The sequence below is a fragment of the Comamonas faecalis genome, from assembly GCF_039538025.1.
Lineage (GTDB): Bacteria > Pseudomonadota > Gammaproteobacteria > Burkholderiales > Burkholderiaceae_C > Comamonas_C > Comamonas_C faecalis.
On the sequence record NZ_BAABBP010000005.1, the window covers coordinates 68,738 to 89,926 of the forward strand.

The 21,189-nt window shown below is 67.7% G+C and carries 19 protein-coding genes; 14 read left to right on the forward strand and 5 right to left on the reverse strand.

The window, feature by feature from the left end:
- The first annotated feature begins 30 nt into the window (after positions 1-30).
- From ABD767_RS04300 to ABD767_RS04325, 6 genes are all read left to right on the forward strand, one after another.
- Entirely contained in the window at positions 31-1,020 is a 990-nt protein-coding gene (locus tag ABD767_RS04300) for a tripartite tricarboxylate transporter substrate-binding protein (protein ID WP_103044155.1), read from the forward strand.
- A gap of 20 nt (positions 1,021-1,040) precedes the next feature.
- Positions 1,041-2,126: a porin gene (locus ABD767_RS04305; protein ID WP_103044156.1), complete on the forward strand. Its 1,086-nt coding sequence runs from the start codon at positions 1,041-1,043 to the stop codon at positions 2,124-2,126.
- Between the two features lie 85 nt (positions 2,127-2,211).
- On the forward strand, positions 2,212-3,159 hold the full coding sequence (locus tag ABD767_RS04310; RefSeq protein ID WP_103044157.1) for a LysR substrate-binding domain-containing protein: 948 nt from the start codon (positions 2,212-2,214) through the stop codon (positions 3,157-3,159).
- Positions 3,160-3,320: 161 nt separating this feature from the next.
- Positions 3,321-4,745, forward strand: coding sequence for an FAD-dependent tricarballylate dehydrogenase TcuA (gene tcuA / locus ABD767_RS04315; protein WP_103044158.1), 1,425 nt, complete (start codon positions 3,321-3,323; stop codon positions 4,743-4,745).
- A gap of 5 nt (positions 4,746-4,750) precedes the next feature.
- Positions 4,751-5,965: a tricarballylate utilization 4Fe-4S protein TcuB gene (tcuB, locus tag ABD767_RS04320; RefSeq protein ID WP_103044159.1), complete on the forward strand. Its 1,215-nt coding sequence runs from the start codon at positions 4,751-4,753 to the stop codon at positions 5,963-5,965.
- Between the two features lie 85 nt (positions 5,966-6,050).
- Positions 6,051-7,028 (forward strand): tripartite tricarboxylate transporter substrate-binding protein, encoded by a 978-nt coding sequence (locus ABD767_RS04325; protein WP_103044160.1) that lies wholly within the window; start codon positions 6,051-6,053, stop codon positions 7,026-7,028.
- A 32-nt stretch (positions 7,029-7,060) separates the two neighbouring features.
- Here the strand turns inward: ABD767_RS04325 and ABD767_RS04330 are convergent, their stop codons facing one another.
- Positions 7,061-8,710: a sigma 54-interacting transcriptional regulator gene (locus tag ABD767_RS04330; protein WP_103044161.1), complete on the reverse strand. Its 1,650-nt coding sequence runs from the start codon at positions 8,708-8,710 to the stop codon at positions 7,061-7,063.
- Positions 8,711-8,871: 161 nt separating this feature from the next.
- On the opposite strand from ABD767_RS04330, the gene ABD767_RS04335 reads away from it, so the two are divergent.
- From ABD767_RS04335 to ABD767_RS04360, 6 genes are all read left to right on the forward strand, one after another.
- Positions 8,872-10,419, forward strand: a complete 1,548-nt coding sequence (locus tag ABD767_RS04335; protein ID WP_103044162.1) for a carboxyl transferase domain-containing protein — start codon at positions 8,872-8,874, stop codon at positions 10,417-10,419.
- Between the two features lie 83 nt (positions 10,420-10,502).
- Positions 10,503-11,504 (forward strand): tripartite tricarboxylate transporter substrate-binding protein, encoded by a 1,002-nt coding sequence (locus tag ABD767_RS04340; RefSeq protein ID WP_103044163.1) that lies wholly within the window; start codon positions 10,503-10,505, stop codon positions 11,502-11,504.
- Positions 11,505-11,515: 11 nt separating this feature from the next.
- A complete protein-coding gene (locus ABD767_RS04345; RefSeq protein WP_344868409.1) occupies positions 11,516-13,597 on the forward strand; it encodes an acetate--CoA ligase family protein in 2,082 nt (693 codons plus the stop codon).
- Positions 13,594-14,955 (forward strand): ATP-binding protein, encoded by a 1,362-nt coding sequence (locus ABD767_RS04350; protein WP_103044165.1) that lies wholly within the window; start codon positions 13,594-13,596, stop codon positions 14,953-14,955. The genes ABD767_RS04345 and ABD767_RS04350 overlap by 4 nt, the downstream gene beginning before the upstream one ends.
- Before the next feature lie 11 nt (positions 14,956-14,966).
- The gene (locus ABD767_RS04355) at positions 14,967-15,179 is read left to right on the forward strand and encodes a biotin/lipoyl-containing protein (protein WP_103044189.1); all 213 of its coding nucleotides are present in this window, start codon (positions 14,967-14,969) and stop codon (positions 15,177-15,179) included.
- On the forward strand, positions 15,176-15,613 hold the full coding sequence (locus ABD767_RS04360) for a hotdog fold thioesterase (RefSeq protein ID WP_103044166.1): 438 nt from the start codon (positions 15,176-15,178) through the stop codon (positions 15,611-15,613). The genes ABD767_RS04355 and ABD767_RS04360 overlap by 4 nt, the downstream gene beginning before the upstream one ends.
- Positions 15,614-15,645: 32 nt before the next feature.
- Here the strand turns inward: ABD767_RS04360 and ABD767_RS04365 are convergent, their stop codons facing one another.
- Positions 15,646-16,131 (reverse strand): NUDIX domain-containing protein, encoded by a 486-nt coding sequence (locus ABD767_RS04365; protein WP_103044167.1) that lies wholly within the window; start codon positions 16,129-16,131, stop codon positions 15,646-15,648.
- Between the two features lie 262 nt (positions 16,132-16,393).
- Here ABD767_RS04365 and ABD767_RS04370 point away from each other — a divergent pair, with 262 nt between their 5' ends.
- Both ABD767_RS04370 and ABD767_RS04375 read left to right on the forward strand, forming a co-directional pair.
- Positions 16,394-16,822 carry a PaaI family thioesterase gene (locus ABD767_RS04370; RefSeq protein ID WP_344868413.1) on the forward strand — a complete coding sequence of 143 codons (429 nt, stop codon included), beginning with the start codon at positions 16,394-16,396 and terminating at the stop codon, positions 16,820-16,822.
- A 49-nt stretch (positions 16,823-16,871) separates the two neighbouring features.
- Complete coding sequence (locus ABD767_RS04375; RefSeq protein WP_103044168.1) at positions 16,872-17,741, forward strand: IclR family transcriptional regulator domain-containing protein; 870 nt, start codon at positions 16,872-16,874, stop codon at positions 17,739-17,741.
- A 43-nt stretch (positions 17,742-17,784) separates the two neighbouring features.
- Here the strand turns inward: ABD767_RS04375 and ABD767_RS04380 are convergent, their stop codons facing one another.
- Genes ABD767_RS04380 through ABD767_RS04390 form a run of 3 tightly spaced genes read right to left on the reverse strand, consistent with a single transcriptional unit; the run spans position 17,785 to position 21,185 of the window.
- Positions 17,785-18,771: a tripartite tricarboxylate transporter substrate-binding protein gene (locus ABD767_RS04380; RefSeq protein WP_103044169.1), complete on the reverse strand. Its 987-nt coding sequence runs from the start codon at positions 18,769-18,771 to the stop codon at positions 17,785-17,787.
- 45 nt (positions 18,772-18,816) lie between these two features.
- The gene (locus ABD767_RS04385; protein ID WP_103044170.1) at positions 18,817-20,022 is read right to left on the reverse strand and encodes a CoA transferase; all 1,206 of its coding nucleotides are present in this window, start codon (positions 20,020-20,022) and stop codon (positions 18,817-18,819) included.
- Positions 20,023-20,027: 5 nt separating this feature from the next.
- A complete protein-coding gene (locus ABD767_RS04390; protein ID WP_103044171.1) occupies positions 20,028-21,185 on the reverse strand; it encodes an FAS1-like dehydratase domain-containing protein in 1,158 nt (385 codons plus the stop codon).
- Positions 21,186-21,189: the final 4 nt, after the last annotated feature.

The following is a 21,189-nucleotide window of genomic DNA, read 5'->3' on the forward strand; positions in this document are numbered from 1 at the left end:
CTTCACCTCAACGACAAGGAGACCTCAGCCATGCATCAGTCCATTTCCCCACGCCGCCGCATGCGGGCCCTGGGCAGCGCCCTCGCGCTCGCGGGCCTGCTTACGGCGGGCCCGGCCATCGCGTCCTTTCCGGCCAAGCCCGTCACGCTGGTCGTGCCCACCGCGGCAGGTGGCGGAAACGACGCCATGGCGCGCGTGCTCGCGCAGAAGCTGTCGCAGCTGCTCGGCCAGTCGGTCGTGGTGGACAACAAGGCCGGCGCCAATGGCGCGATCGCATCCGAATTCGTGGCCCGGGCCGCGCCTGATGGACAGACCATTTTGTTCGGCTACATCGCCACGCATGGCATGAACCCCGCACTGCAGAAGCTGCGCTACGACCCGGTTGCCAGCTTCGAGCCCATAGGCATGGTCTGCTATTCGCCCACGCTCATGGTGCTGAACCCCCAGGTGCCCGCCAGAACCGTCGCGGAGTTCGTGCAGCTGACGAAGACAGCTCCCGACAAGTACAACTACGCGTCCGCCGGCAATGGCACGGCGCCGCACTTCGCGGCCGAGATGTTCAAGATCGAAACCGGTGCGCACCTGGCGCATGTGCCCTACAAAGGGTCGGCACCCGCGATGACCGACACCATCGCCGGACAGACGCAGCTGATGTTCCCGAGCCTGTTTGCTGGCTACCCCTACGTCAAGAGCGGCAAGCTCAACGCGGTGGCCATCGCCGGCGGCAAGCGCTCCAAACTGCTGCCGCAGGTTCCCACGCTGGAAGAGCTGGGCATCCGCGGCGTGGATGTCACGCAGTGGTATGCGCTGTTTGCGCCCGCCAAGACACCACGTACCGTGGTAGATCGGCTCAACCAGGCCCTGCTGACGGCTCTTGCCGACAAGGACGTGGTGCGCCGCATCGAGGACCAGGGAGCCGTGGTTGATCCGAGCTCGCCCGACGCCCTGGGACAGACCGTGCGCCAGGAGCTCGCCAAGTGGCGCGGCGTGGTCACCAAGGCCCAACTGAGCGCCGACTGACCTCGCAACACATGCACCCCATGGAGGAGAAGACCTTGATACAGACGACCCGGGCGCTGTGCGCCCTGTTGGCCGCCACGGCCGCCCCCGCCTTCGCCCAGGCCAGCAGCGCGACGCTCTACGGCATCGTGGACCTGGGCGTGCGCCACACCTCGGGCCTCACGCCCGGCCATGCGCCTTCGGCCAACTCGCACACCAGCCTCCACAGCGGCGTGGGCAACACCAGCCGCTGGGGCCTGCGCGGTAGCGAGGATCTGGGCGGCGGTACCAAGGCGCTGTTCAATCTGGAGGCCGGCATCAACGCCGACACCGGCGCCTCGGCCAACAGCAGCAAGTTCTTTGACCGCGCCAGCTGGCTGGGCCTGCAGGGCGTCTGGGGCACGCTGGCGGCGGGGCGCCAGACCACGCTGCTGGCCGACGCGGTCTCGCCCGTGGATCCGCTGGGCATGCGCTTCGCGAGCTTCAACCCCAACATCAACGTCGCGGCGCTGAGCCAGCACGGCCTGGGCATCCAGTACGGCAGCGCGGGTTCCACGAGCGGCTCCTACCGGCTCGATAACGCGCTCAAGTACACGGGGCACTTCGGCGCGATGACGGTGCGCGCCATGCATGGTTTCGGAGAGCTGGCCGGCGGGAGCGCGCGCCTGTCCTCCTCAGGGCTGGGCCTGGCCTATGCGCGGCAGGGATTCGCGCTGTCGGGCGCCTACCAGACCTTCAAGGACGCGAACGCACGTGATCTCGACGCCTACCTGCTCGGCGCCGCATACCAGTGGGGCAGCGTGCGCTGGGCCGCCACGGCCGGGCGCAGCCAGGCGCGGACATCCGCCACCGCGCGCACCGAGCAGCGCGTGCTTTCCGCGGGCGGCACCTGGTCGGCCACGCCCGCGGCCGATCTGACGCTGGCCTACTACAAGGTGGACCGCACCCGCACGCTGCAGGCCGGCGACGGCTACGGCCGCCTCGTCGCGTTCGGCGAATACAAGCTCTCGCGCCGCACGCGCCTGTACGCCGAGTTCGATGCCACGCGCTGGCGCGGAGGCTACCAGGGCGCGGGCCACAAGGCGCGGGCCACGGGCGTCACGCTGGGCGTGCTGCACCACTTCTGAGCAGGCGACGCCGCGCGCGACTGTGCGACCATTGCGGCTGACGGCGGCGGACTCCCGCGCGCCGCAGCCCCTTGCCCCGCCCGCCATGGAACTGCGCCAGCTACGCTACTTCGTCCGCATCGTCGAACTCGGTTCCATGGGCCGCGCCGCCATCGACCTCGACATGGTGCAGTCGGCCCTGAGCCAGCAGATCAGCCGGCTCGAGGGCGAGCTCAGCACGCGGCTGCTGCAGCGCACCAACAAGGGCGTGGTGCCCACCGAAGCCGGGCTGGCCTTCTTTCGCGAGGCCCAACTGGCCCTGCGCCATGCCGACGAGGCGGCGCGCGCGGCGCGCGAGGCGCGGCTGTCGGGAATGGTCAGCATCGGCCTGGCGCCCACTACGGCCTCGGTGCTCGGCGTGCCGCTGATGCGCGCCATGCGCGAGCGCTACCCCGACGTGCGGCTGCACATGGTGGGCAGCCTCTCGGGCCATTTGAGCGGCATGCTCAACGCGCGCCAGCTCGACCTGGCCGTGCTGTTCGACACCCAGCCCGCGCGGCGCTGGAGCATGCTGCCGCTGCTGGAGGAGCGGCTTTTCCTGATCCGCAGCCGCCAGCAGGGTGTGCCGGCAGCAGCGGCAATGCGCGCGCCGCTGCCGCACAAGCTGCCTCTGGCGCAGCTGCAGGACGAGCCGCTGATCCTGCCCACGGGCCCGCACGGCCTGCGCAGCACGCTGGAGGCCGCGTTCGCACATGTGCGCCTGGTGCCGCGCATCGCGATGGAGATCGACTCGCTTGAGCTGCTCATGGATGCGGTGAACATGGGCCTGGGCAGCACCATCCAGCCCTGGTCCGCCGTGGGGCGCTACCCCGACGCCGACCAGCGCTTCGAGATGGCCGAGATCGCCGAGGCCCCCGCCTGCCGCCTTGCCTCGCTGTGCAGCCTGTCGGACGACGAGCTCTCGCCCGCCGCGCTGGCCGCGCGCGTGGTGCTGGCCGACTGCGTGCGCACGCTGGTTGGCTCGGGCCAGTGGGTCGGCGCCAGCCTGGTCTAACCACCCATCACGATCCGTGATGGGGCCTTGCCGCGCGCCCTCTGCGCAAGCGCTGGCGTGGAGCCTACAGTCGGCGCTCCCCACCACACCATGGAAAAGACCGCCGTGAAGCGTCATGCCCCACGCGCTACCGTGCGCATCCCTCGCAGCCTGGAGCAGGCATGAACACCGATGTCCTGGTCATCGGCGGCGGCAATGCCGCCCTGTGCGCCGCGCTGATGGCGCGCGAGGCCGGCAGCCGCGTGCTGCTGCTGGAATCGGCCCCGCGCGCCTGGCGCGGCGGCAACTCCGCCCACACCCGCAACCTGCGCTGCATGCACGACGCGCCGCAGGACGTGCTGGTGGACGCCTACCCCGAAGAGGAATACTGGCAGGACCTGCTGAAGGTGACCGGCGGCCTGACCGACGAGCCCCTGGCGCGCCTGGTGATCCGCGCGTCCAGCACCTGCCGCCCCTGGATGCGCCGCCACGGCGTGCACTTCCAGCCCGCGCTGGCCGGCACGCTGCACGTGGCGCGCACCAATGCCTTCTTCATGGGCGGCGGCAAGGCGCTGGTGAACGCCTACTACCGCAGCGCCGAGGCGCTGGGCGTGCAGGTGCGCTACGAATCGCCCGTGGAGCGCATCGAGATCGAGAACGGCACCTTCCAGGCCGCCTGGGTGAAGGGCCAGCGCATCACCGCCAAGAGCTGCGTGCTGGCCGCCGGCGGCTTCGAGTCCAACCGCGAATGGCTGCGCGAGGCCTGGGGCCAGAACGCGCGCGGCGAGTGGCCGGCGGACAACTTCCTGATCCGCGGCACGGCCTACAACCGCGGCGTGCTGCTCAAGCACCTGCTCGACGACCACGGCGCCGACCGCATCGGCGACCCCACGCAGGCACACATGGTGGCCATCGACGCGCGCGCGCCTTTGTTCGACGGCGGCATCTGCACGCGCATCGACTGCGTGTCGCTGGGCGTGGTGGTGAACCGCGAGGGCGAGCGCTTCTACGACGAGGGCGAGGACTTCTGGCCCAAGCGCTACGCCATCTGGGGCCGCCTGGTGGCGCAGCAGCCGGGGCAGATCGGCTACTCCATCATCGACAGCAAGGCCATCGGCCGCTTCATGCCGCCGGTGTTCCCCGGTGTGAAGGCCGACAGCCTGCCTGAACTCGCGCAGAAGCTCGGCCTGCCCGTCGAGACCTTCATGCAGACGCTGAACGCCTACAACGCCGCCTGCCGCGTGGGCCGGTTCGACCACACCACGCTGGACGACTGCCATACCGAGGGCCTGGCCCCGGCCAAGACCCACTGGGCGCGGCCCATCGACACCGCGCCGTTCTACGGCTACGCGCTCAAGCCCGGCGTCACCTTCACCTACCTGGGCCTGCACACCGACGACACGGCCGCCGTGCGCTTTGGCAACCAGCCCAGCCGCAACCTGTTCGTGGCCGGCGAGATGATGGCCGGCAACGTGCTCGGCAAGGGCTACACCGCCGGCGTGGGCATGTCCATCGGCACGGCCTTCGGCCGCATGGCCGGGCGCAACGCCGCACTGGCCGCCGCGGGCCAGGCCGCCGCGCACGGCGCGGTGCAAGACGAGGGCTGAACACCATGCAAACCCTGAAATCCCTGACCGACGAAGCGATAGGCCTGGCCCAGGGCGGGCCCGCCCGCGTGATTCCCATCGTGCCGGTGCCGACGCAAAGCGCCGCCGAGACCGAGGTGGCGCGCGTCATGCAGATCTGCAACGCCTGCCGCTACTGCGAGGGCTTTTGCGCCGTGTTCCCGGCCATGACGCGCCGCCTGGACTTCACCAAGGCCGATGTGCACTACCTGGCCAACCTGTGCCACAACTGCGGCGCCTGCCTGCACGCCTGCCAGTACGCGCCGCCGCACGAGTTTGCGGTGAACATCCCGCAGGCCATGGCCCAGGTGCGCGGCCAGACCTATGCCGACTACGCCTGGCCGCCCGCGCTGGGCCGGCTGTACCAGAGGAACGGCCTGACCCTGTCGCTGGCCCTGGTGGCGGGGCTGACGCTGTTCCTGGTGCTGGGCGCCGCGCTGCAGGGCGGCGGCCTGACCGCGCTGTGGGGGGCCGACCTGGGCGCCAATTTCTACCGCCTGTTCCCGCACAACCTGCTGGTGGGCCTGTTCGCGCCCGTGTTCCTGTTCGTGGTGTTCGCCTTGGCCATGGGCGTGCGCGGCTTCTGGCGCGACGTGAAGCCCGCCACCAGCGGGGTCGGCGTGAGCGGCGCCGCGGCCACGGAAGCCACGCACGACGTGTTGCGCCTGAAGTACCTGGACGGCGGCCATGGCGAAGGCTGCCACAACGAGGACGATGCCTATACCCTGAAGCGCCGCCGCGCCCACCACCTGACCTTCTACGGCTTCCTGCTGTGCTTTGCCGCCACCTCGCTGGCCACGGTGTACCACTACGTCTTCGGCTGGCAGGCGCCTTACGACCTGCCCAGCATCCCGAAGCTGCTGGGCGCCGTGGGCGGGGTGTTCATGGTGCTGGGCACGGCCGGCCTGTGGCACCTGAACCGCACGCGCCACCCCGCGCATGGCGACGCGGCGCAAAAGCCCATGGACCTGGGCTTCATCGCCCTCTTGTTTCTGGTGGCCGCCAGCGGCCTGGTGCTGTGGCTGGCCCGCAGCACGCCGGCTCTGGCGCTGCTGCTGTGCCTGCACCTGGGCGCGGTGATGGCGCTGTTTGCCACGCTGCCCTACGGCAAGTTTGCGCACGGCGTGTTCCGCACGGCGGCGCTGCTGCGCCACAACACCGAGAAGCGCCAGCCCCATCCCATCGGGTTGGGGAGTGATTGATTGCTTGCAAAAGCATAGCTAAATGCGCTTTATCTAAAAGCGTTCTAGCCCTATTTGACCTAAAAAATACTACAGGAGCCCCGCCATGAAGAAACGTACCCTGATCCAGGCTGCCGCAGTGGCCGCAGCCTCCCTGACCTTCGCCGGCCCCACGCTGGCCCAGGACTTCCCGCCGGCCAAGCCGGTGACCCTGGTCGTGGGCTTTGCGCCCGGTGGCGCGGCCGACGCGGCGGCGCGCCTGATCGCCAAGAAGCTGGCCGAGAACATCGGCCAGGCCGTGGTGGTGGAGAACAAGGGTGGCGCGGGCGGCAACATCGCCCACCAGCAGGTGGCGGCGGGCGCGGCGGACGGCACGGTGCTGCTGTTTGGCTCGGTGGGGCCGCTGACCATCGCGCCGCACCTGATGAAGCTGCCCTACGACCCGTTCAAGGACCTGGCACCGATCTCCGGCGGCGTGTACTTTCCCAACGTGCTGGTGGTGCACAAGGGCGCCGGCGTGAAGACGCTGGCCGAATTCGTGCAACTGTCCAAGAAGAAGCCCGGCAGCGTGGACTACGCGTCGACCGGCGCGGGCTCGGCCTCGCACCTGGCGGGCGAGCTGTTCAACCAGCGCGCCGGCATCGACATGGTGCATGTGCCCTACAAGGGCGGCGCCCCGGCGCTGCAGGACCTGCTGGGCGAGCGCGTGACCAGCTACTTTGCCGCGCCGCCCACGGCCATGCCGCATGTGGAGACCGGCAAGCTGATCCCGTTGGCCACCACCGGCCTGACGCGCCCGGCCTACCTGCCGAACATCCCCACGGTGGCGGAGTCGGGCTACCCGGGCTTCGAGGCGCTGAACTGGTATGCCTTCGTGGCCGCGGGCAAGACGCCCGCGCCGCTGCTCGAGCGCTGGAACAAGGAGATCGTGAAGGCGCTGAACGATGCTGGCGTGAAGGAGGCGTTGAACAAGCACGGCCTCTCGCCCCACCCCACGACGCGCGCCGAGTTCACCGCCTTCATGAAGAAGGAATACGAGCAGTGGGGCGCCATCGTGCGCGAGCGCAGGATCACGGCGCAGTGAGCGCCGCTGCCACGCACTGACGGCTTCTGGACTCAGCCGCCCGCCAATACCTTGTAGAGGTAGGAGCGCGAGATGCCCAGCTCCTGTGCCGCACGCTTCTTGTTGCCGCCATGGCGCGCAATGGCGTCGAGGATGGCCGCGTGCTCCAGGCTCCTCAAAGGCATCGCCGCAGGCGCAGGCGGCGCCATGGGCGGCTGCGCCGGCCGGGCCGGCAGATCCTGGTGGCGGGCAAAGTTCTCGACGCTCAGCAGCTGGCCGTCGCAGAACACCAGCGCCTCCTCGACGCGCTGGCGCAGCTGGCGCACATTGCCCGGCCAGCTCTGCTGCGCCAGGTAGCTGATGACGCCCGGCGCTATGCGCGGCAGGGCGAGGCCATTGCGCTCGCAGAACGACTCGGCGAAGCGCTGCATCAGGGCCGGAATATCTTCCACGCGCTGGCGCAGGGCGGGCACCTGCAGCACGACGCCGCTCAAGCGATAGAACAGATCCAGCCGGAAGCGTCCGCTGTCGATCAGCGCGCGCAAATCGCGGTGCGTGGCGGCCACGATGCGGAAATTCACATGCCGTCCTTCACGCGCGCCCAGGCGCTGCACCTGCCTGTCTTCCAGCACGCGCAGTAGCTTGACCTGGATCTCCATCGGTATGTCGGCCACTTCGTCGAGGAACAGCGTACCGCCCTCCGCCTGCTCCAGCTTGCCGGGCTGGCCCTGCCTCTTGCCGCCAGTGAAGGCGCCGGCTTCGTAGCCGAATAGCTCAGCCTCAATCAGTGTCGCGGGCAGCGCCGCCAGATTCAGGCTAACGAGCGGCGCCTGGGGATCGCGCCCGCGCGCATGCAGGGCCTGTGCCACCAGCTCCTTGCCGCTACCACTTTCACCGAGGATGAGCACGGGTACGTCCAGCGGTGCCACCGCGTCGATCTCACGCGCCAGGCGCTGCATGGGCGCGCTACTGCCGACCAGCGTGCTGGGTGACGGGGTGCGCCTTAGCTGGTGCAGTTCGCGCTTGTAGTGCTGCACCTCGTCGTTCAGCTGGTTCAGGCGCTGCTGCATGCGGTTGAGCGCCTGCATGCCGCTGAAGCTGACCTGGCCCACCGCGCCTACGAGCGCGCCGTCCTCGAAAACCGGAATGCGATTGACGATACGCGTCACGCCAGAGCCAAGCTGCAGCATCTCGCCAATCTCGGCTTTGCCGCTGCGGGCCACCTGCGGCAGGCGCGAGTTGGGGATCACCTCCTCGGCCTTGCGGCCCATGGCTGAGCCCGGCGCCAGCCCAAAGAATTTCTCGTGCACCGGGCTGATATAGCGCATCAAGCCCTCCCGGTCGGCCACGGTGATGGCCTGGTAGGGGTTGGTGAGGAACATGTTCAGGATGGCGAACGCAAATGGCACGGATGCCACGAAGTCAAGCAGCGCGGCCGATTCGTCGGCTGTGCGCACCAGAGCGACTTCAACGGCCTCGTCGCCCAGCGCAACTACCACGTAACGTGCGCTGGCGCCGCGCCCGCCGGGCACATCCACATGGAACAGCGTGCCCGTCTCCAACTTGCGCATGGCCCGCACCTCGCTCACGGCGGCGCACAGCAGCGGATCGCGCGCCAACCCTAGCCGCACAGCGGGCACAGGCTCGCCGCGCTGCCAGACGAGGACGCCAAGCCGCTGCCCGGCAAGAAAGACCGTCTGCATTGGTTTCCATAGTGTGTTTTTAGTGGACATATTGTCTCCGGTGTCCACCGCACATGTCCACAACAAGGACATTATTTAAGATATTAAAAAAAATTCAATAAAATCAATTATTTAAAACATGGCACGACTTGTGCTTTAGTTTTTGTATAGGAGGCAATGACATGAGCTGGCAACCCGAAGTAGATGAAATCGCATATCGCCATGCACTGGCGGCGAAACTGGGCGGAGACGACAAGGTGGCACGCCACAAGGCAGCGGGCAAGCTGACGGTGCGCGAGCGCATCACGGCCTGTACGGATGAGGATTCCTTTGTCGAAGTGGGCTCGCTCACCGGCTCGGGCCAGTACGACAGCCTAGGCCGTCTCGTGGAGTTCACCCCGTCCAACCTGGTGATGGGGCGCGCACGCATCGGCGGGCGACCCGTGGTCGTGGTGGGCGACGACTTCACTGTGCGCGGCGGCGCCAACGACGGCGCCGTGGGCGACAAGCTGATCTTTGCCGAAAAGATGGCGCACGACCTGCGCCTGCCCATGGTGCGCCTGGTGGACGGCACGGGCGGCGGCGGTTCGGTGCGCAACATCGAGACCAAGGGCTATACCAGCGTGCCGACCATGAAGGTCTGGAGCCAGGTGGTGCAAAACCTCTCCGCCGTACCTGTAGTGTCGCTGGCGCTGGGTTCGGTGGCCGGCATGGGCGCAGCGCGTGTGGCGTCCAGCCACTATTCGGTGATGGTCAAGGGCACAGCCCAGTTGTTCAACGCCGGACCACCGGTCGTGGCGCGTATCGGCCAGAACGTGACCAAGGAAGAACTGGGTGGCAGCCAAATCCACACGCGTAACGGTGTGGTGGACGACGAGGTGGCCAGCGAGGAGGAAGCCTTCGATCGCATACGCCGTTTCCTGTCTTACCTGCCATCGTCGGTGCATGAGCTACCCGCGCGCGGCGAGGTGCAGGATGACGCCGCGCGCCGCGACGAATGGCTGCTCTCGGCCATTCCGCGCGACAGCCGCAAGGTCTACAAAATTCGCCCCATTGTCGAATGCCTGGTGGATCAGGGCTCGTTCCTGGAAATGGGCCGCCACTGGGGCCGGGCCATCGTCACCGGACTGGCACGTGTCGACGGCTGGCCCGTGGCCGTGGTGGCCAGCGATCCATATTTCTACGGCGGTGGCTGGGACGGCCCCTCGGCCGAGAAATTCACGCGCTTCGTCGATCTGGCACAGGCCTTCCACCTGCCGGTGGTGAACCTGGTCGATATCGCTGGCTTCCAGATCGGCGTCGAGGCGGAGAAAGCCGGCATCATGCGCTACGGCGCACGTGCACTGGCCGCCGTTTACCAGGCCACGGTGCCGTGGTGCAGCATCATCGTCCGCCGCGCCTATGGCGTGGCCGCCGCCGGTCACCAGCACATGGGGCGCTTCAACTTCCGCTACGCCTGGCCCTCGGCCAACTGGGGATCGCTGCCCATCGAGGGCGGGCTGGAGGTGGCCTACAAGGCCGAGATCGAGGGCGCAGACGACCCTGTGCAAAAGCGTGCCGAGATCGAACAGCGCGTACGCAGTCTCACCTCGCCGTTTCGCACAGCCGAGGCCTTTGGCATCGATGAGGTGATCGATCCACGCAACACACGTCGACTGCTGTGCGAGTTCGCCAACCTGGCAGCACCGCTGCGCGAGCCGGGCGCGCCGCGCTTCGGCATGCGCCCCTGATCAACTATAGAAACCATAGCTTCCGACGCTTGATACACAAGCTTCAAGGCCCGATTTTGCCTAAAACCTGTAAGGAGACAGAAATGACCACAAGACATTGGCACCCCACGCGCCGCACCGCTCTGGCACTGTGCCTGGCCACATCCTGGCTGGCTGCAGCGCCTGCGCACGCACAGACAGACAACTGGCCCGCCAAGTCCATCCGCATCATCGTGGGCTTCCCGGCAGGCTCGTTCACCGACACCATTGCGCGCGCTGTATCGAACCAGCTCAGCAAGCAGCTGGGCCAGCCGGTGATCGTTGACAACAAGCCTGGCGCCAACGGCGCCATCGGCGTGGGCGAAGTGGCGCGCTCCGCGCCTGACGGCTACACGCTGCTGGTCACCAACTCCAGCAGCATCACCATCAACCCACAGATCTACAAGAAGATCACGTACCAGCCCAAGGACTTCGCGCCCGTCACCATGCTGCTGGACGCGCCCTTCATCCTCACCGTCAACCCGGGCTGGGCCGGAAAGAACCAAATCCGTTCCGCGCAGGACGTGATTGCCTACGCCAAGCGCAACCCAGACAAGATCAGCTACGGCTCGGCTGGTCCCGGCAATATCGCCCATCTGGCCTTTGCGTCCTGGAGCAACCGCACCGGTGTCGAGACCACACACGTGCCGTATAAAAGCGCCTCGCAGGCACAGCTGGCCGTGCTCAGCGGCGAGTTGGACATCCAGTTCGACACCTGGAGTGCGTTGCCACAGATCACCGCCGGCAAGCTGCTGCCGCTGGCCGTCACCGCACCCCAGCGGATGAAGCAGTTGCCCAACGTGCCCACCATGGCCGAGGCCGGCTATGCAGACTTCAACGTCACCTTCTGGGCCGGCCTGTTCGCGCCCGCTGGCACGCCGCCGGCTATCGTGAGCAAGCTCTACGAAGCTACCAAAGGCATGCTCCAGGACGAACATGCGCGCAATGTGCTCAACAGCCAAGGCGATATGGTGATGCTGGCGCCCGAGCCCTTCGCCCAGCGCATCGCCACGGAGGTGGCGGACTGGAAACAGGTCATCCAGCGTGAAGCCATCTCGCTGGACTGAAGGGCCCAGGCATGTCTTTGCTACAAGCACTTAGCCCCCGCGCCGTGGCCGTACTGGGCGCGTCGGACAACCCCATCAAGGCCGGTGGCCGGCCCATCGACTACATGCGCCGCCACGGCTACGCGGGCCGTATCTTCCCGATCAACCCGAACCGTAGCAAGGTACAGGGCCTGCCCGCCTACAAGGGGTTGCAAGCCCTGCCCGAGGCGCCCGACGCCGTGATCATCAGCCTGGCCGGAGAGGACGTAGCAGCCGCAATCGACGACTGCGTGGCTGTAGGTGCCAAGGCGGCGGTGATCTACTCGTCCGGCTTTGCCGAGTTGGGTGACGCGGGCCGTGCGCGACAGGCCGATCTGGTGGCCCGCGCCCGGCGCGGCGGGTTGCGCCTGTTCGGCCCCAACTGCCAGGGCGTGGCCAACTTCTCCAGCGGCGCGATCCTCAACTTCTCAACCATGATCAACGAGAGCCCGCCGGGCGACGGCCCAGTAGCCATCGTCAGCCAGAGCGGCGCGGGCGCGGCCATTCTCTACGGCGGGCTGCGCCGTGCGGGCATAGGCGTGCGCTATATGGTCTCCACTGGCAACGAGGCCGACGTCTGCGCCGCCGAGGCTGTGCGCGCCGTGGTGGAGGACGAGAACATCCGCCTCGTCGTGCTCTACGTCGAGACCTTACGCCAAAGCGTCTATCTGGCTGACGCCGCGCGGCTGGCGCGCGAGCGCGGCATCACCATTCTGGCCGTCAAGGCCGGGCGCACCAGTGCCGGCCAGGCTACGGCCAGCTCGCACACCGGCGCGCTGGCGGCCGAGGACGCGCTGGCCGATGCCTTCTTGCGCCAGCACGGCATACCGCGCCTGGCGGACTTCCGCGAGCTGATCGACTACGCGCCGCTGTTCCTCTCGCAGCCTGCCGCACGCGGCGCCCGGGTGGTGAGCATCAGCAATTCCGGCGCCACCTGCGTGCTCGCGGCCGACGCTGCCGAGGAATTCGGCCTGGCCGTGGAGCAGTTCGATGCCGCCACGCTCACGGGCCTCAAACAAGCCCTGCCGTCCTACGTGACGGCGCGCAACCCCATCGACATGACCACGGCTTTGCTGGGCAAGCCCGAGACCTTTGGCGACACCCTACATGCACTGTTCGGCAGTGGCGCAGCCGACCTGGTGCACGTGGGCTTTCCAATTGGCGGCGAAGGCTACGACTTCGCCGATTTCGCTGCCCAGGCCAGCCGCTTCGCGCAGGACAGTGGCATCCCGATCGCCGTCAGCGTGAACCAGGACTGGGTGGCCCAGGCCTTCCAGGCGCAGGGCGTTCCCACCTTCTGGAGCGAACGTGCCGCCATGCGCGGCCTGGCGTTACTGGCCGAGAAGGCCGCGCAGGCAGGCATGGCGGCCCAGCCCCCGGCCGTGCCCGCGCCCGGCGCGGCGGCAGCCGCCACACTGGACGAGCCCTCCAGCCTGGCACGGCTGCAGGCCGCCGGTCTGCCGGTGATGCACCATGCGGTCGCCACCAGCGAGGAGCAGGTACGCTCCGCCTTCGGCACCCTGCGCGCACCGCTGGTGGCCAAGGGCGTGTCGGCCGACCTGGCACACAAGTCCGAACATGGCCTGGTACGGCTGAACCTGCGCGAAGCACAGCAGGCCGTGCAGGCTTTCCACGACTTCGCGGCCACTCTGCGCAACCTGGGCGCGCAGGACGGCGGCCTGCTGCTGGGTGCGCAGCACAAAGCCGATTTCGAGCTGGCGCTGGGCGCGCATGTCGATGCCGAATTTGGCGTGGCCGTGATGATCGGCCAGGGCGGCGTGCTGGTCGAGGTGCTCAAGGATGTGCAATTCCTCGTCGCGCCGTTCGGCCGCACGCAGGCACTGGCCGCGATTCGTCGCCTCGCCATCGCGCCTGCGTTTGCCGCCGTGCGCGGCATGCCGGCTGTGGAACTGGAGCCGCTGGCCGACATGATGGTGCGCCTGGGAGACTGGATGCTGGCCCAGGCCGGCCAGGTGCAGTCGGTCGATGCCAACCCGGTGCTGGTGGCGCGCGGCGCGCAAGCGCCCGTCATCGTCGATGCCGTCGTCGCCGTGGCGCAGGGAGGTTCCGTATGAGCGACGTTCGCCTGCCCCGCCGTGTGCTCGTCGCCAACAGGGGCGACGTAGCCGCACGCGTGATCCGCACGCTACGCCGCATGGGTATCGAATCGGTGGCCGTGTATTCCGAGGCCGATGCCGGCCTGCCCTACGTGGGCGCCGCCGACCGGGCCGTGGCCATCGGCCCCGCGCCTGCGCAGCAGAGCTATCTGAACCAGGCGCGCCTGCTCGAAATGGCGCGCGAGACCGGCGCCGACGCCGTGCATCCGGGCTACGGCTTTCTGTCAGAGAACGCCGACTTCGCCGAAGCCGTGCAGCGGCAGGGCCTGTGCTTCATCGGCCCATCGCCGCGCTGGATACGTGCACTGGGCCATAAGACGCAGGCGCGCGCCTTCATGGCTGAGCAAGGCATGCCCCAGGCAGCCAGCTCGCCCGTGCTGTCCGACAGCGACGAGGCGCTGGCCGAGGCCTCGCGCATCGGCTACCCGGTGCTGATCAAGCCCGCCGGCGGTGGAGGCGGCATCGGTATGCTGCCCGCGCGCGATTCGCAAGAACTGGAAGCAGCCTGGGTCAAGGCCAGCGGCATCGCAGCCAAGTTTTTCGGCACAGCCGAGCTGTACCTGGAAAGACTGATCGAGGCGCCGCGCCACATCGAATTCCAGGTGCTGGCCGACCGCCATGGCGATGTGCGCATCCTGTTCGAGCGCGATTGCTCGGTGCAGCGCCGCCACCAGAAGGTGGTGGAGGAAGCACGCCCCGGGGGCATTCCCGAAGCGCAGCTGGCCGACATGCGGCAGCTGCTGTCTGGGCTGCTGTCGCGTATCGGCTACGACGTGATCGGCACGGTGGAAATGCTGTACACGCCGCGGGACGGCTTTGTGTTTCTTGAAATGAACACACGCCTGCAGGTCGAGCACGCGGTGACCGAGGAGATCACTGGCATCGACATCGTCGAGGCCCAGATCCGCCTGGCCGCCGGCGCGCGCATGCGCGAGGTGCTGCCAGGCCCGCTACAGGCCAGCGGCCATGCCATCGAGGCGCGCATCTATGCCGAAGACCCGGTGCGCTTCCTGCCGTCGCCGGGGCCGCTGGCATGCTTCGACCTGCCCACGGGCGACGGCATCCGCGTGGAGACCGGCTATACCCAGGGCGCGTCCGTCACGCCGTTCTACGACCCCATGATCGCCAAGCTCGTGGCCCACGGCCGTGACCGAATGGACGCCATCGCGCGCCTGCAGACGGCGCTGGCACAGACCCGCATTGAGGGCGTGAAGACGAATATCCCGTTCATTCAGCGCGTCCTGGCTCACGCCGACTTTGTGGCTGGCCGCATCGACACCCGCATTGCCCAGCGCGTACTGGGTACCCAACCTTGAAAGAGACCTCCATGACCACCATCGCAAGCCCCATCGCCGGCCTGGTCGCCGCCATTGAAGCCGCCGAAGGCACCGCCATTGAAGCCGGCGCCATCCTCATCATTGTCGAGTCGATGAAAATGGAAATTCCCGTCGAAGCCGAGATCACTGGCACCGTGCGCAAGCTGCTCGTCGCCGTGGGTGATCAGATCGCCGAAGGCCAGGCCGTCGCGGAGATCGAATGAGCGTCACGACTGCACCATCCGACGAACTGCGGGCCGATGCGCTGGCCCGCGGCTACTTCGGCATCGACGTACCGTTCATGCGCCACATCGGTCTGGAGCCTGTGAGACTAGCGCCCGGCCTGGCGCGCACGCGCCTGCCGCTGCGGCCGGAACTGGTCAACAGCCGCGGCCACGGCCACGGCGGTGCGATGATGAGTGCGCTGGACTTCACGCTGAGCGCCGCCGCGCGCTCGCACGACCCGCTGGGCCTGGGCGTCATCACCATCGAGATGAACACCCACTTCCTCGCCACGGCCACGACCGATCTGCTGATCGAGGCCCACATCCTGCGCAGCGGCGCTCGCACCGTGTTCTGCGAAGGCGACGTCACCGATGCAGCTGGCAACGTGGTCTGCACGGCGCGCGCGGTGTTCAAGCTGGTGACGCTGCGCTGATCCCATTCATTGAAGCGCCTCGCCAAACGCCATCAGATCGGCGTCTTGAACACGCTGGCGTCGGTGTGCACCAGCTCCAGCGGAAAACGGCGGCCGGCCAGGTAGTCCTCCAGGCTGGCCAGCAACAGCGGGCTGCGGTGGCGTGCGCTGCAGGCGCGGATCTCGTCGGCGCTCATCCACAACGTGCGCACGATGCCGGTGTCGAGCGCGCGCGCGCTGTGGTGCATGCCCAGCTGGCCGGCAAAGGCAAAGCGCATATAGGTCATGTCGTCGCCGGTGCGCGTCTTGATGAAGCGGTTCAGGTAGATGCCCACCAGCGCGCGGGGCGTGAACTCGAAGGCGGTCTCCTCCAGCACCTCGCGCGCGCAGGCTGCAACGGGGGATTCACCCGGATCGAGATGGCCGGCCGGGTTGTTGAGCTTGAGCCCGTCGCGGGTGTGCTCCTCGACGAGCAGGAAGCGGCCCTCGCGCTCAATGATGGCGGCCACGGTGACGTTGGGTTTCCAGCGGTTTGGCATGGCGGCGATTATCGCCACGTGGGCTGAAAGCTTCGCGTCAGCCCAGGCGCCGACGGTTTCCATTCCACAGAACAGTACATCCATGCCTGCGGCGTGCTTGCCCGAAGGACGCGCACACCCATCTGTGCTGCCGCATGAATACCTTTAATATTTTTGTACTAATACAAATATTATTTACTAATACAATGATTGCGAGGTGCCTCGGCTGCAGGTGCAGCTGGTCCGCTGGAACGACATCCGGCGATTTGCCATGGAGCGCAGCATGACCCCTGAAGATCTTGTTCAGCAACATTGGAAGCGCCGCGATCTGCCCGGCTTCATGGGACGGGCGGGGCCGCTGTGGACGCGACGTGAGGGCGATGCATGGGCCTACGCCATCCTTGCCGATGAGGCGCACCTCAACCCCGCCGGAGTGGTGCACGGCGGCGCGCTGCTCACGCTGCTGGATCACGCCATCAGCAGCGTGGCCTGGGAGGCCTGCGGCCGCCTGCCGTGTCTGACGCTGCAGCTGGACACGCATTTCATCGGCTCGGTGCGCGCGGGCCAGCTGGCGCAGGCAGGCGCACGGCTTGTGCGCCGCACCGGCTCGCTGGCCTTTCTGCGCGGCGAGGTAACGGTGGAGGGCGAAACCGTTCTCACCGCGCAGGCGCTCATGAAGGTCGTGCGCACGGCGCCGGGAGACAAGCCATGACGGTCTGCGTCTGCGTTCTAAGATTGGCGCTGTCTCGCCACCCCACGCCATGACGTCCGCCATCGCAAGCTGGCTGGGGCCCCTGGGACGGTTCAACCCGCGAAGCTCCGCCATGCCCGCCAAGACACAGGCCACCACCTCCGAAAAGAAGAAACCCGCAGCGCGCACAGTGCGCGTGCGGCCCGTACCCGCGGTCAGCCGCTCCATTGCCATCCTGCGGCTGCTGGGCCAGGTGGGCCAGCCCTTGGGCGTGAAAGCCATCGCCGACGAACTGGCCCTGGTGCCCAGCACCTGTTTGCACATCCTGCGGGTGCTGGTGGCCGAGGAACTGGTGACATGGGACGCCGCCACCAAGCGCTACGCGCTGGGCAACGGCATGATCAGCCTGGCGCGCAGCGTGCTGGAGCGCAGCGGCTTTCCGCAGCTCATCCAGCCCGCGCTCGACCGCCTGGCAGGGCGCTTCGGCGTCACGGCCATGGGCGTGGAGATCACAGCCAAGGACAGCGTGGTGGTGCTGGCCCTGTCGCACTCTAATCAACCCTTTCGCGTGCACACCGATGTAGGCAGCCGATTCGACACCCTGGTCAGCGCCACGGGCCGGCTGATCGCGGCGCATGGTGGTCAAAGCTGGGCGGATCTGCGCAAGAAATTTGCGCAAATCCACTGGGACAAGGCGCCGCGCTTCGAGGCGTGGAAGAAGGAAGTGGAGCTGGCACGCGCGCAGGGTTTCAGCGTGGACCGGGATCATTTCATGGCCGGCCTGACGGTGGTCGCGGTTCCCGTCTTAGCCGGTGGCCGGCTTGCCTACACCGTGGTGGTCGTGGGGCTGAGCAGCCAGCTCACGACGGTGGCCACCGACCTGCTGGCCCAGGAGATGATGCGAGAGGCACGCGAGGTCTCAGGTCTGCTGGTGGAATGACGCACAAAGGGCCCGAATCGGGCCCTTGCGTTCTTTCTCTCGCTCAGTCTGCGCGTATGCCCGCAGCCTCGATCAGCGGCCCCCACTTCTTGCGCTCGACTTGCGCAAACTCGGCCAGCTGTTCCGGCGATCCGCCTGCAGGCTCGAAGCCCAGGTCAAGCAGCTTCTGGCGCGTCTCGGGCCGCGCCAGCGCCTTGTTCAGCGATGCACTCAAGGCGGCAATGACCGCGGGCGGCGTGCCCTTGGGGGCATACAGCGCGTTCCAGGCCACGACTTCGAAGCCATCGACGCCTTGTGCGGCAATCGGCACTACCCCCGGTACCAGGTTGCTGGGCTGGGCCGAGGTCACACCGACGGCGCGCAGCTTGCCTGCGGCCAGGTGGGGGCGCAGCGCGGTGGGCGTATCCACGATGATCGGCAGCTGGCCGCCGATGACGTCGGTGATCGCGCCCCCCGAGCCCTTGTACGGGACGCCGAACAGCGGAGTCTGGGCGCGCTCCTTGAGCAATTCCACTACCAGGCGCGCCGTGGTCGAGGGCATGGCGATGTCGGCGCCGCCCGTGCTGCGCCGGGCGGCTCCCAGTACGTCGGAGACCGAGGTGAAGGGCGCACTTGTGTTCACCGCCATGACCATGGAGAAGGCGCCGACCAGGCCGATGGGCTCGAAGTCCTTTTCCGCGTCGAACGGTATCTTGGAGTAGAGGAACTGGTTGAGCACGTGGGTTGCATTGGTGCCCATCGTGAGGGTATAGCCGTCGGCTGGTGCGCGCGCCACCAGTTCGGATCCAAGGTTGCCACCCGCTCCCGGACGGTTCTCGACGACGAAAGGCTCGCCCAGATCCTTGGACATCAGGTCGGTGATGTAGCGGGTGACGATGTCCGTACCCTGGCCCGCGGCGTAGGCCACGACGATCCGGACAGGCTTGGACGGATAGCGGCCCACAGCGGTCTGTGAATCCTGGGCATGGGCGACGGGGGCTCCGGCAAGCAGGCACGCGGTGGCCGCGCACAGTGCGAAAAATTTACGCATGATGTTGTCTCCTTGGTCTTTTCTTTGGGTTGAATCGTAGGGTGCCTACCCTGCCAATGACGCGGGAGCCGCGCCGCTGGCCTGCAGGGCCTTACTTTCGTCTGGGGCGTACCCCAGTTCGTCCAGAACCTCGCCCCGGTGCTGGGCGAACGCGGGAGGGCTGGCCTGCGGCCGCCCCGGTGTGCCTGCCAGCCGCATGGGTGCGCGAAGGCCTGTGTAACGACCCGTGCGCACGACCATGTCGCGGTGCGCGCAATGCGGATGCGCCAAGGCCTGCGGCACGGACAGCACGGGGCCCGCGGGCACACCGGCTCTCATCAGCGCGTCGCACAGCGGCCCGCTGTCGAGATGGGCGATGGCCAGCTCGATGGCTGCGCGCAGCTCATCGCGGTGCGCCAGGCGTGCAGTGTTGGTTGCGAAGCGTGCGTCCTCCTTCAGGTACTGCAGCCCGACGTGCGTGCAAAAGCGCTTGAACTGTCCGTCGTTCAGGATGCCGATGAACAGCTCCCCATCGCGCGCACGGAACTTGTCGTAGGGCGCGATGTTGGGATGGGCGCTGCCCAGCAGCTGCGGGCTTTGCTGCGACGCGAACCAGTTGGACGCGTGCGGCAACAGCAGACTCAGCGCCGTGTCATACAGCGTGGCCTCCACACGCTGCCCCTGTCCGCTGTGCCCGCGCGCCAGCAGCGCCATCAGGATGGCCGACAGCGCCACGTAGCCGGTGAGGTGGTCGACCACTGGTATGCCCACGCGGGTCGCGCCCGTGGCGGCGTCGCCGTTGATGCTCATCACCCCGCACAGCGCCTGCAGCACGGCGTCGTAGCCCGGCAGGCCGCCCAGCGGCCCGTCAGCACCAAAGCCCGTCACGCTGCAGTACACAAGGCGCGGGTAGGCGGCCGCCAGCGCCTGCTCGTAACCCAAGCCCCAGCGCTCCATGGTGCCGGGCAGGAAGTTCTCGATGAGCACGTCCGCATCGGCCAGCAGCCGGTGCAGGACTTCCTGCCCGCCCGGAGTGGACAGGTTCAGGCTGATCGAGCGCTTGCCCCGGTTGAGGGCCGAGAAGTAGGCCGCCTGGCCGTCCAGGTCGAACGGCGGCCCGAGCTGGCGGGTCTCGTCCCCGCCGGGCGGCTCCACCTTGACGACCTGCGCGCCATGGTCGGCCAGCATCTGGGTGCACAGAGGGCCGGCAAGCACGCGGGTCAGGTCCACCACCTTCAGGCCGTGCAGCGCAGCGTGGCGGTTGGCGTCCATGGTCGTCAGCCCCGGGAGGGCAGGATGACCACGCCACCGCCCAGTACCGACAGCTCGTCGTCCTGGTTGCGGGCCTCCTGCTCGATCTCGACCATGTGCTGGCCGTTCTCCACGAACTTGCGCTTCACGCGGCCCTTGATGAACAGCATGTCGCCCTCGGGGTTGTGGCGGCGGATCTTGCAGCTGGCTTTGTGCAAAAAGCCCGTGTCGCCCATCCAGTTGGTCAGGTGGTGCGTGAGCCACGAGGTGCGCTCGGGACCGTAGTCGTAGGCGCCGGGCGCGCCGACTTCGAGCGCGAAGTCTTCCTCCCAGTGCACGCGCTCGGGGCAGTCGGGGATGCCGAAGCGGTTCTTGATACCCACACCGGGGTGCGCATCGATGAGCTTCCAGGCCAGCTTGTTGGCGCGGATGTACAGGCCGCCCCAGCCCTGGGCGTAGGCGATGAAGCCGGTCACGGTCATCGGGCCCTTGAACATGGTGGGCAGTTCCTCGCCCTCCTTCACGTCCTCCCAGTAGCGCGGGGTGGCGCCGCGGATTTCCTCGTTGCGGTAGAGCTTGTAGGCCTCGCCCAGCTCCTCGTCGGTGTAGCGGCGCGGCTCGCGTGCGCGCACCTCCTTGTACTTGGTGCCCACCTCGCGCGCATGGTCGCGCTCGGTGCGAAAGCACCAGCTGTCGGCCTCGGCCACCTTGTCGCCGGTCTGGTTGAAGAAATCCACGTGGTAGATCTGCTGCACGGCGCGGCCGGCGAAGCGCGTCTGGTGCTCGATCAGGTCCTTCAGGTGCGCCTCGGTGTGGATGGCGTCGTTGCGGCGAATCGGCTTGTGCCAGGTCCAGTCGGCGCCCGACCACATGGCGTGCACGCCCGGCAGGCCGCCCACGTAGCCCGAGACGATGCGACTGGTGGAGAACAGGAAGCTGGGCAGCGCCACGATGCCGCCGTAGTGCGTCTTGGCCGCGTAGTCCGGGTCGCACCACAGCGGGTTGTCGTCGCCGATGCCGTGGGCGTAGTGGCGGATGTTGTCGCGCGTGGCCTCGTAGCACCAGGGCTCGACGGTGTTGCCGATCTTCTGGCCGATGCGCTCGCGCAGTTCGTCGAGGCCGCTTTCGGTGATCTTGGGGAAGCTGCGCTGCTCGGGCAGGGGCTGGGACAAGATTGCTGACATGTGA